The organism is Kitasatospora sp. NPDC094028 (genome assembly GCF_049543595.1).
In the GTDB taxonomy this organism is placed as follows: domain Bacteria; phylum Actinomycetota; class Actinomycetes; order Streptomycetales; family Streptomycetaceae; genus Kitasatospora.
The window spans coordinates 1-10,070 of record NZ_JBMVFA010000072.1; the positions used below are offsets into that span (position 1 = coordinate 1).

Consider the following 10,070-nt stretch of genomic DNA (forward strand, 5'->3'; position numbering starts at 1 on the left):
GGGGCCGGGGGGGCCCGCGGGGGGTTAACATGGCCCTAACAGCCCGGGGGTGGGGGGGGGGGCGCGGGGGGGGGGCGGGGGGGGGCCCCCCCCGGCCCCCGCTCCCCGTTCCCCCGTTCCCCCGTTCCCCCGTTCCCCCGTTCCCCCGTTTCCCCCGCACCCGGGCTCCCCCGTGACCCCGGGTCAGTCCGTCGCGATCGCCGCGAGGACGTTCATGCGCCCGGCCCGGAAGGCCGGGATCAGGGCGGCGAACAGGCCGATCACCACCGAGGCGGCCAGCGTGACGCCGATCGTGACGCCCGGGACGGAGAGCGTCCCGAGGCCCTGGTCCCGCAGCACCCGCTGGGCGGTGACGCCCCAGGCCAGGCCGAGCCCGGCGCCCAGGACGGCACCGAACAGCGCGATCACCACGGACTCCAGCCGGATCATCCGGCGCAGCTGGCGGCGGGAGAGCCCGATCGCCCGCAGCAGGCCGATCTCCCGGGTCCGCTCGACCACCGACAGCGCCAGGGTGTTGACGACGCCGAGCACCGCGACGGTGATGGAGAGCGCCACCAGCCCGTAGATCAGGTAGAGCAGCGTGTTGATCTGGGACTGCACCATCTCCTTGTAGCCGGCCTGGTCCTTGATGCTCAGCTGCGGGAACTCCTTGAGCCCGTCCTCCAGCGCGGTCAGCGTCTTCGCGACGTCGGCGCCGGCCGAGGCCTTGGCGAAGAAGGTCCACACCGGCGGCTGCTCGGCGGCCGGGACGGCCTTGGCCATGGTGTCCATGGCCACGAAGGAGCCGTCGCCGAACAGTTCGCCCTTCTTGAAGACCACGCCCACCGGCAGGGTCTGGGTGCGGCCCTTGCCGTAGTCGACGGCCACCTGGTCGCCGACCTTGAGGTTGTGGTCCTTGGCGAAGACCGCGCCGATCCCGATCGAGCCGCGCTCGATCGAATCCACCGCGCCGGAGTCGACGCTCGGGTGGAAATCGCTGCCGAAGAAGGCCGGCGGCACGGCGGTCAGCTGGTTCTTCGGCTTCTGACCGTCCGCCAGCTGGAGCTTCGCGGTGAAGAACTTCTGGGTGGTGATGTGGTCGACGCCCGGGGTGCGGCGCACGATGTCCAGCATCTCGGGGGTGACCTCGGTGCGGCCGCCCTGGATGATGAAGTCCACGCCCACCGACCGGTCGATCTGCGCGCTGGCCGAGGTGACGGCCGAGGAGCTGAACACCGAGGAGGCGATCACCAGCGCCAGGCCGATCATCAGCGCGGCGGCGGTGGCCCCGGTGCGGCGCGGGTTGCGCATCGCGTTGCGCTGGGCGAGCTTGCCGGACGGCCCGAACAGGGCCGGCAGCACCGCGCCGAGCACCCGGATCAGCGCGGAGGCCAGCAGCGGGCCGATCACCACGAAGCCGACCAGGGTGAGCACCACGCCCAGCCCCAGGTACTGCCCGCCGGTGGCCGCCTTGTCGGCGCCCGCACCGAGCACCAGCAGCGCCGCGCCGCCCGCCGTCAGCAGCAGGCCGACGATCGTACGGATCACGTTGGCCCGGCCCTCGGCCGGGGTGCCGTGGTCGCGCAGCGCGGCCATCGGCGAGATCCGGCTCGCCCGGCGGGCCGGGAAGAAGGCCGCGACCAGGGTGACCACGATGCCCAGCGAGTAGCCGGCGATGAACACGTCCGGCCCGATCTGCAGGTCGGCCGCGTCGAGGTCCATGCCGATCGCGTTCATCAGCTTGATCAGGCCGACCGCGACGCCCAGGCCCGCCCCGACCCCGATCGTCGAGCCGAGCACGCCCAGGATCAGCGCCTCGACCAGCACCGAGCGGTTGACCTGCCGGCGGCTGCCGCCGATGGCGCGCAGCAGGCCGATCTCCCGGGTGCGCTGGGCGACCAGCATCGAGAAGGTGTTGACGATCAGGAAGGCGCCGACGATGGCCGAGACGAACGCGAAGCCGAGCATCGCGTACTTCATGAAGTCGAGGCCGCTGCCGACCTGCTTGGTGTTCTCGTCCTTCTGCTCGGCGGCGGTCTTCACCTGGTAACCGGCGCCGACCTTGGCGACCGCGTCGGCCTTGAGCTGGTCGTTGCCGCGGCTGCCGTCGCCGAAGGCCTCGACCGAGGTGTACGCCTGCTCGCCGAGCAGCACCTGCTGGGCGGTCGCGGTGTCCAGGAAGGCCAGCGCCGCACCGGGGTTGGTGGTGGTGAAGGTGGCGATGCCGGCGACGGCGAAGTCGTGCTTGCCGCCGGAGTTGTCCACCCGGACGTGGTCGCCGAGGCCGAGCTTCGCCTTCTTGGCGGTGTCCGCGTCCAGCACCAGCTCGCCCGGCCCCTGCGGGGCGTGGCCGGAGGTGATGCGCAGCGCGTTGCGCGGGGTGTCGGTCCAGTTGCCGATCAGCGTGGGCGCGCCCTGGGTCGGGCCGACCAGCTTGTTGGTGGCCGGGTCGACCAGGATCGCGTTGGAGACCATGACCTGGCCCACGGCGGTCTTCACCCCGGGCAGCCCGGCGATCTGCTGGGCGAGCGCGACCGGGACGGTCGGCGGCTTGGCGGCGGCCTGCTGCTCCTCGTCGTCGTCCGGCTTGGGCGGCTGGACGGAGACGTCGGAGGCGGTCGCGGCGAAGAGCTTGTCGAAGGTGCTGGTCGCGGTGTTGGAGAACACCAGGGTGCCGGAGACGAAGGCCACCGACAGCACGACGGCGATGAGCGAGAGCGCCATCCGGCCCTTGTGGGCGAAGAAGCTCCGCAGTGAGGTCTTGAGCAGCATGATCGCGTCGTCCCGCCCGCTCAGCTGGTGCGCTTGCCGTCGAAACGGCGCATGCGTTCGAGGACGGAGTCGGCGGTGGGCGCGTGCATCTCGTCGACGATCACGCCGTCGGCGAGGAACAGCACGCGGTCCGCGTAGCCGGCGGCGACCGGGTCGTGGGTGACCATCACGATGGTCTGGCCCAGCTCGTCGACGGAGCGGCGCAGGAAGGTCAGCACCTCGGCGCCGGCCCGGGAGTCGAGGTTACCGGTGGGCTCGTCGCCGAAGATGATCTCGGGGCGGGCGGCCAGTGCCCGGGCCACCGCGACGCGCTGCTGCTGACCGCCGGAGAGCTGGGTCGGGCGGTGCTTGAGCCGGCCGGCCAGGCCGACCGTCTCGACGACCTGGTCGAGCCAGGCCTGGTCCGGCTTGCGGCCGGCGATGTCCATCGGCAGCGTGATGTTCTCCAGCGCGTTCAGGGTCGGGAGCAGGTTGAACGCCTGGAAGATGAAGCCGATCTTGTCGCGGCGCAGTCTGGTCAGCTGCTTGTCCTTGAGGCCGGTGATCTCGGTGTCACCGATCCAGATCCGCCCGGCGCTGACCGTGTCGAGACCGGCCAGGCAGTGCATCAGGGTCGACTTGCCGGAGCCCGAGGGGCCCATGATCGCGGTGAACCGGCCGCGCTGGATGTCGACGTCGACCGCGTCGAGCGCGGTGACCTTGGTCTCGCCGGAGCCGTACGCCTTGGTGACCTGGCGGGCGGAGGCCGCGACGGCGGACTCTCCGCCGGGAAGCTGGGGGTCGAACACGGCTGTTGCCGTCGTCACTGGAGTCTCCTATGGAAGATGCGCTCACCCGTGTGTCCCCAGCCTCGTGCGGCCCGCCCTTCCCGCGACATGGCGCTGGCGGTAGTCCTCGACCGGGAGTTGTCCCCACCCTCCCGGTGGACCGGGTCGCCGTATCCGGGCGGACCGGACCGTTTTCCGGCGGGTGGGGATGTAGGAACCACGTTAGGAGCGGGCGGCGCGGCGCTCGTCCTCCGCCGGAATGAAGCGCTTCAACCAAGGTTCTACGGGGTGCGGCGCGCCTCCCCCTAGGGGTCGGCGCGGCGCTTCTCGGGGAGGCCCCGTACGGGGGTTCAGCCGCTGGTCAGTGCGGGTACGGAGAGCCGTTCGAGGGCCGTCGCGAAGCCCGCCACCACCGGGGTCAGCAGTGCGTCGCTCTCGCGCTCGACCAGGGTGGCGCCGTCCTCCCTGGTGGTGATGTGGCGGTCGAGCACGAACCAGCCCTGGGTGATGTGGCCGGCGCCCATCGAGCTGAGCACCGGGCGCAGCGCGTAGTCCACGGCGAGGACGTGCGCGGGCGAGCCGCCGGTGGCCAGCGGCAGGACGGCCTTGCCGGCCAGGGCGTACTGCGGGAGCACGTCCAGCAGGGCCTTCAGCAGGCCCGAGTAGGCGGCCTTGTAGACGGGGGTGCCGATGATCACGCCGTCCGCCCGCGCGAACAGCTCGGTGACGGCGACGATCCCGGGGTGGTCGAAGTCGCCGGACAGCAGTGCGTGCGCGGGCAGGCTGCGGGCCTCGAACGGGACGACGTGGTGACCGCGGTCGACGAGCTGGGCGTCGACGTGGCGCAGCAGGCGGGTGGTGCGGGAGGTCGCGGACGGGGAGCCGGACACGGACAGGACGGTGGCCATGGTTCACCTCTGGCTGGAAGGGGGGCGTGTGCTCGGAGGCGCCTGCGAGGTCGCGCTCGGAGGCGGATCGCGCTCCGAGGGGTCGTGCTCCGGAGGACGCGCCGGGGGCGCGCCTCAGCCGCGACACAGCGAGCAGGCCACACCACGGCGCAGGTCGACGTGCCGCCGACGCGTGAGTGCCCAACGCTGAACCATGCCGCCGATGCAAACACGGCGTGTTCGAGCAGGTCAAGAAACGTTTCGGCACCAGGAACGGCGGGTGTCCGGACGTTACGGCGGAACGATCCGGTACGTGCATCAAAACTGCTACAAGAGGCCCGGAGGGCACCCCGAGGGGAGTCAGCGCGGGCGGGGTCGGGCATCCTCGTCGGCATGAACACCTGGCAGGAGGGCCGCCCGGGGGGCGGCGGGAACCCGTACGGCGGCAACCGCGGAGGCGGGGCGGCCGAGCCGCCGCTGCCCGCCTCGCTGAACCCGCGCGGAGCGGGGGCGCCCGCGCCGGGGCGGCCGGAGCCGCCCCGGCCGGCCGGCGGCGTCCCGGCGCAGGGGACGGGTGCCCCGGACGCGCGGCCCGGCGGGGGGTACCCGGGCGGGCCCGGCGGGCCCGGTGGCCCCGGGCGTCCGGGCGGGCCCGGCGGGGCACGGCCGGCCGGTGCGCCGGCCCGGCGCTGGCCGCGGCGGCGGATCGTCAAGTGGTCGGTGTTCGGCGTGCTGATCGCCGTCATGGTGACGGCCGTCTCGACCTGGTTCTGGGCCGACTCCAAGCTCAACCACGAGAACGTGCTGGCCGACTACCCGGGCCGCCCGGCGGCCGGGAAGGGCACCAACTGGCTGATCGTCGGCTCGGACAGCCGCGAGGGCCTCACCGACGCCCAGATGGACGACATGCACACCGGCCACGACGTCGAGGGCAAGCGCAGCGACTCGATGATGGTCCTGCACATCGGGGACGGCGGGAACACCCTGATGAGCATCCCGCGCGACTCCTGGGTGCCGATCCCGGAGCACCAGGGCAGTAACGGCAAGACCGTCAAGGCCACCACGTCGAAGATCAACTCGGCGTTCAACAACGGTGGCGGCCGCCTGCTGGTGCAGACCGTCGAGCAGAACACCGGCATCCGCATCGACCACTACGCGGAGATCGGCTTCGCCGGCTTCGCGGGCATCGTCGACTCGATCGGCGGCGTCGAGATGCACATCGACAAGGACATCCAGGACAAGGACTCCGGCCTGGACCTCAAGGCCGGCGACCAGACCCTGAACGGCAAGCAGGCGCTCGCCTTCGTCCGCCAGCGCCACCAGATGGCCGACCAGGACCTCGGCCGGATGCGCAACCAGCAGAAGTTCCTCGGGGCGCTGGCCCACCAGGCCGCCTCCCCCGGCAACCTGCTGGACCCGTTCACCTTCTACCCGCTGGTCGACTCGGCGCTCGGCACCCTGATCGTCGACGAGGACTGCGGACTGACCGACCTCGGCTCGATGTTCCTCGCCATGAAGGACGTCAACGGCGGCAGCGGCAAGAGCCTCACCGTGCCGATCGGCAACCCGGACTTCCGGACCAAGACCGGCGAGTCGGCCGTGCAGTGGGACGCCGCCAAGTCCAAGCAGGTCTTCGACGCCTTCAAGAACGACACCGCCGTGCCGGACTTCAAGTAACGGTGACGTGAAGTACTCGTGACGTCACAATGTGTGAATGTCACTCGTCTCCGCACTCGTCTACCGCCGACGCCACCGCCTCCTGGGCCGCCTGGTCCAGGAGGCGCTCGCGCTCTACGGCATGGAGGTGCCCGCCGCCTGCGAGATCGGGCCCGGGCTGACCGTCTTCCACCGCGGCTTCGGCACCGTGCTGCACCCGTACACCACGCTCGGCGCCGGCGTGACGCTCTACAACGGCGTCACCGTCGGCCGGGCCGACCCGTGGGTGCCGCAGGAGCTCAGCCCGATGCGGCGGGTGGTGGTCGAGGACGGCGCGGTGCTGTGCGCGGGCGCCAAGGTGGTGTGCAAGGAGGGGGTGCTGACCGTGGGCGCGGGCACCGTCGTCGGCGCCAACGCGGTGCTCACCCGCTCGACCGGGCCCGGCGAGGTCTGGGCCGGGGTGCCGGCGCGGAAGGTGGGCGTACGGGAGGGCTGGGTGCCGGCCCAGGCGGTCGGCGGGGCGGTGCCGCACGCCGGGTAGCGGGCCGGCCGACCCCCCGGCGGCGCCCAGAACGCCACCGCCCCGGAGTGGGAAGTCGGACCTGCCGACTTCCCACTCCGGGGCGGTACGCGTCATCCGCTCCGGAGGAACGGTGACTACTCGACCACGCCCGACTTGGCGATGGTGATCTTGGCCGAGGTGCGGCCGCTCTGCGAGCCCTTGGACTCGATCAGCTTGACCACGTCCATGCCCTCGACGACCTCGCCGAAGACGACGTGCTTGCCGTCCAGCCAGTCGGTCACGATGGTGGTGATGAAGAACTGCGAGCCGTTGGTGTTGCGGCCGGCGTTGGCCATCGACAGCAGGCCCGGGCGGTCGTGCTTGCGCTCGAAGTTCTCGTCCGCGAACTTCTCGCCGTAGATGCTCTTGCCGCCGGTGCCGTTGTGGTTGGTGAAGTCACCGCCCTGCAGCATGAAGGCGGGGATCACGCGGTGGAAGCCGGAGCCCTCGTAGCCGAAGCCGTTCTGGCCGGTGGCGAGCTCGCGGAAGTTCTGGGCGGTCTTCGGGACGACGTCGTCGTACAGCTTGAAGACGATGCGGCCCGACGGCACGCCGTCGATCTCGATGTCGAAGAAAACGTTGGAAGCCATGCAGGGATCATGGCACGACCGGCCGGGCCGTGCGCGCCACCCCCTCGGGGCCCGGGGTCGGGTCGGCGTGTTATCCGGCGGGGCTACCATCCATGGCGGGTTGAAGCCTTCGATCGGACGGGCGGGGTGGACGGCGTGAAGATCGGTGAACTGGCCCGGCGCACCGGGGTGAGCGAGCGCTCGCTGCGCTACTACGAGCAGCAGGGCCTGCTGGTCGCCCGGCGCACCCAGGGCGGCCACCGGGAGTACCCGGAGCCGGCGGTGGACCGGGTGGTCCACATCCAGGAGCTGTTCGCGGCCGGGCTGAACAGCCGCACCATCTTCAAGCTCCTCCCCTGCATGCGGGACGGCGACGGAGGCCCCAGCGCGATCGCCACCCCGCTGCTGGTCGACGAACTCGTCGCGGAGCGGGCCCGGATCGACCGGATGATCACCGAGCTGGTGCGCTCGCGGGACGTGCTGGACGACGTGATCGCCGGGGCCTCCGCGGATCCCGCGGCCTAGACCGCCGGCTTGCGGGCCAGCAGGTAGGCCTGCGGGGTCTTCTCGTAGGCCTGCGGGGTCCGCCGGCCGGCGTTCGGCTCGCGGACCGTCCGGGAGATGACCGGCAGCCCGGCCTCCCGGGCCAGTTCCTCCACCCGCTCGGGCCGCAGCCGGCGGAAGTCCAGCGACACCGGGTGGCCGAACGGGCGGTCCTGGCGGGACGGCTCGTCGCCGACCTGGAAGGCCAGCGCCAGGTAGCCGCCGGGGGCCAGCACCCGGGCGAACTCGGCGAAGACCGGCGGCAGCTGCTCGGCCGGCGTGTGGATGATCGAGTACCAGGCCACTGCGCCGGTCAACTCGCCGTCCCCGTACGGGAGGTCGAACAGCGAACCGACCCGGAACGGCACCTCCGGGTGGTCCCGCCGGGCCAGCTCGACCATCCGCGGCGAGAGGTCGACACCGGACACGTCGAGGCCGAGCGCGTGCAGGTGGCCGGTCACCCGGCCCGAGCCGCAGCCGAGTTCGGCGACCTTGCCGTCCGGCCGCTCGGCCCGCACCAGCTCGGCGAACAGCCCGAGGAACGCCCGGTCCATCGGGGAGGAGGCCATCAGGCCCCCGAACATGTCGGTGTACTCGACGGCGACGGCGTCGTAGAACGCCCTGGCGGAGGTGAGGAAGTCCGGCTCGGTCATGGTCCGGCACCCTATCGGCGCCGGACCGGCCGACTGCGCCGGACGGCTTACGGCGCCAACTCCCGTTCGGCGACGACCTGGTCGCCGCTGAACTCGCCGGTCGGGCGGAAGCCCAGGCGGGCGTAGAAGGCCTCCGGGCCGTCCGGCCCTGGGTGGTAGGTGACGGTGGCGCGGGTGCCGCCGCGGCGCCGGACCTCGGCGCAGACCTGCTCGACGGCGAAGCGGCCGTAGCCGCCGCGCTGCTGCCCGGCGTCGATCAGCAGCCGCCACAGGCCCGAGCGGGGGCGGTCGTCCGGCCGCTCGGGGTCGAAGCGGACGTCGAAGAAGGCCATCACGAAGCCGACCGGCCGCCCGCCGTCCAGGATCAGCCGGGGCCAGGCGGTGTCACCGTGCACGTACGCCTCGGCGAGCGACCTGGCCACCGACGCGACCAGGTGCTCCTGGTCGGGGCGCACCCGCAGGGCGAGGGCGGCGTCGATGGTGGCGGGGGTGAGTTCGGCGAGGCTCAGCGTGGAGGAGGGCACGGCGGGCAGCCTAGGGAGCGTGGCCGCCCGCCGTCGCGGGATTTTCGTCAGGCGCCGGCCGGGAAGTCGGTGCCGCGGCCGACCGCCTCCCAGGCCCGCAGTTCCTCGCGGGCGCCGTCGAGGTTGCCGAGGACACCGTCCACCGAGTCGCTGCCGAGGGCGAGCCGCAGCGGGGTCGGCTCGGCGGCCAGGGCGGCCAGGATCGCCTCGGCGGCCTTCACCGGGTCGCCGGGCTGCTTGCCGTCGCTGTCCGGCAGCCCGGTGCGGACCGGGCCGACGATCGGCTCGTACGCCTCGATCGGGGCGGAGTGGGCGAGCGCGCCGCCGCCCGCGAAGCCGGTCCGGAAGGCGCCGGGCTCGACGATCAGCACCTTGATCCCGAAGCCGGCCACCTCCTTGGCCAGCGCCTCGGACAGCCCCTCCAGGGCGAACTTGGTCGCCGAGTAGGCGCCCACGCCGGGGAAGGAGAAGCGGCCGCCCATGCTGCTCATCTGCACCACCGCGCCCGAGCCCCGGGCCCGCATGTGCGGCAGCACGGCCCGGGTGAGCGCGGCCGGGCCGAAGAAGTGCAGCTCCATGAGGTCCCGCAGCTCCCCGTCGGTGGACTCCTCGACGGCGCCGATCACGCCGCGCCCGGCGTTGTTGACCAGCACGTCGACCCGGCCGAAGCGGGCGAGCGTCTCCTCGACGGCGGCGGCGATCTGCGCCTGGTCGGTGACGTCCAGGCGGACCGGGACGACCCGGCCGGGGTGGGCGGCCACCAGCCCGGACAGCGTCTCGGGCCGGCGGGCGGCGGCGACCACGGTGTCGCCGGCGGCTATCGCGGCCTCGGCGATGGCCTGGCCGAAACCGGAGTTGGCGCCGGTGATCAGCCAGACCCGGCCGGCGGTCTCCTGGTGCTCGGTCATCGTGTTCCTCCGTACTCTGCTGAACCACAGGGAAGTTGACGATCATTCATACACCAGACCGGCGAGTCCGGAACGGCCGCGCCCGGAAACGCCGGAGCCCCCGGCCGAGACTGGCTCGGCCGGGGGCTCCGGGAGTTCGCGCGAGGCCGTACGGCCGTTACGGCAGGTTGCGGGCCATCACGATGCGCTGGACCTGGTTGGTGCCCTCGTAGATCTGCGTGATCTTCGCGTCCCGCATCATCCGCTCCAG

Annotated in this window: 11 protein-coding genes; 3 read left to right on the forward strand and 8 right to left on the reverse strand. The window is 72.4% G+C overall.

The window, feature by feature from the left end:
* Nucleotides 1-183 precede the first annotated feature (183 nt).
* The 3 genes from ACPC54_RS41635 to ssuE all read right to left on the reverse strand — a co-directional run bounded on the left by ACPC54_RS41635 (nucleotide 184) and on the right by ssuE (nucleotide 4,426).
* On the reverse strand, nucleotides 184-2,754 hold the full coding sequence (locus ACPC54_RS41635) for an ABC transporter permease (protein WP_498972938.1): 2,571 nt from the start codon (nucleotides 2,752-2,754) through the stop codon (nucleotides 184-186).
* A gap of 17 nt (nucleotides 2,755-2,771) precedes the next feature.
* Entirely contained in the window at nucleotides 2,772-3,557 is a 786-nt protein-coding gene (locus ACPC54_RS41640; RefSeq protein ID WP_498972921.1) for an ABC transporter ATP-binding protein, read from the reverse strand.
* Nucleotides 3,558-3,868: 311 nt separating this feature from the next.
* Nucleotides 3,869-4,426, reverse strand: a complete 558-nt coding sequence (ssuE, locus tag ACPC54_RS41645) for an NADPH-dependent FMN reductase (RefSeq protein ID WP_498972923.1) — start codon at nucleotides 4,424-4,426, stop codon at nucleotides 3,869-3,871.
* Between the two features lie 372 nt (nucleotides 4,427-4,798).
* On the opposite strand from ssuE, the gene ACPC54_RS41650 reads away from it, so the two are divergent.
* Together ACPC54_RS41650 and ACPC54_RS41655 are read left to right on the forward strand one after the other, a co-directional pair.
* The gene (locus tag ACPC54_RS41650) at nucleotides 4,799-6,082 is read left to right on the forward strand and encodes an LCP family protein (protein ID WP_498972925.1); all 1,284 of its coding nucleotides are present in this window, start codon (nucleotides 4,799-4,801) and stop codon (nucleotides 6,080-6,082) included.
* A gap of 37 nt (nucleotides 6,083-6,119) precedes the next feature.
* Nucleotides 6,120-6,602 carry an LbetaH domain-containing protein gene (locus tag ACPC54_RS41655; protein ID WP_498972927.1) on the forward strand — a complete coding sequence of 161 codons (483 nt, stop codon included), beginning with the start codon at nucleotides 6,120-6,122 and terminating at the stop codon, nucleotides 6,600-6,602.
* Nucleotides 6,603-6,718: 116 nt separating this feature from the next.
* On the opposite strand, the gene ACPC54_RS41660 is transcribed toward ACPC54_RS41655, so the two are convergent.
* Nucleotides 6,719-7,213 (reverse strand): peptidylprolyl isomerase, encoded by a 495-nt coding sequence (locus ACPC54_RS41660; protein ID WP_498972929.1) that lies wholly within the window; start codon nucleotides 7,211-7,213, stop codon nucleotides 6,719-6,721.
* Between the two features lie 135 nt (nucleotides 7,214-7,348).
* On the opposite strand from ACPC54_RS41660, the gene ACPC54_RS41665 reads away from it, so the two are divergent.
* A complete protein-coding gene (locus ACPC54_RS41665; RefSeq protein WP_498972931.1) occupies nucleotides 7,349-7,717 on the forward strand; it encodes a MerR family transcriptional regulator in 369 nt (122 codons plus the stop codon).
* Here ACPC54_RS41665 and ACPC54_RS41670 read toward each other — a convergent pair.
* The 4 genes from ACPC54_RS41670 to ACPC54_RS41685 all read right to left on the reverse strand — a co-directional run.
* Nucleotides 7,714-8,388, reverse strand: coding sequence for a class I SAM-dependent DNA methyltransferase (locus ACPC54_RS41670; protein WP_498972933.1), 675 nt, complete (start codon nucleotides 8,386-8,388; stop codon nucleotides 7,714-7,716). The two genes, ACPC54_RS41665 and ACPC54_RS41670, sit on opposite strands and share 4 nt — an antisense overlap.
* Nucleotides 8,389-8,435: 47 nt before the next feature.
* Nucleotides 8,436-8,912 (reverse strand): GNAT family N-acetyltransferase, encoded by a 477-nt coding sequence (locus ACPC54_RS41675; protein WP_498972935.1) that lies wholly within the window; start codon nucleotides 8,910-8,912, stop codon nucleotides 8,436-8,438.
* Nucleotides 8,913-8,959: 47 nt separating this feature from the next.
* Nucleotides 8,960-9,820 (reverse strand): oxidoreductase, encoded by an 861-nt coding sequence (locus tag ACPC54_RS41680; RefSeq protein ID WP_498972937.1) that lies wholly within the window; start codon nucleotides 9,818-9,820, stop codon nucleotides 8,960-8,962.
* A gap of 157 nt (nucleotides 9,821-9,977) precedes the next feature.
* Nucleotides 9,978-10,070 (reverse strand): acyl-CoA dehydrogenase family protein (locus ACPC54_RS41685; RefSeq protein ID WP_385590041.1); only part of this gene is annotated, 93 nt, incomplete at its 5' end.

Bases quoted from the DNA above. Each gene is read 5' to 3' on its own strand.
- ssuE (WP_498972923.1), bottom strand. From the start codon at position 4,426: ATGGCCACCGTCCTGTCCGTGTCCGGCTCCCCGTCCGCGACCTCCCGC.
- ACPC54_RS41650 (WP_498972925.1), top strand. From the start codon at position 4,799: ATGAACACCTGGCAGGAGGGCCGCCCGGGGGGCGGCGGGAACCCGTAC.
- ACPC54_RS41660 (WP_498972929.1), bottom strand. From the start codon at position 7,213: ATGGCTTCCAACGTTTTCTTCGACATCGAGATCGACGGCGTGCCGTCG.
- ACPC54_RS41670 (WP_498972933.1), bottom strand. From the start codon at position 8,388: ATGACCGAGCCGGACTTCCTCACCTCCGCCAGGGCGTTCTACGACGCC.
- ACPC54_RS41680 (WP_498972937.1), bottom strand. From the start codon at position 9,820: ATGACCGAGCACCAGGAGACCGCCGGCCGGGTCTGGCTGATCACCGGC.
- ACPC54_RS41655 (WP_498972927.1), top strand. From the start codon at position 6,120: ATGTCACTCGTCTCCGCACTCGTCTACCGCCGACGCCACCGCCTCCTG.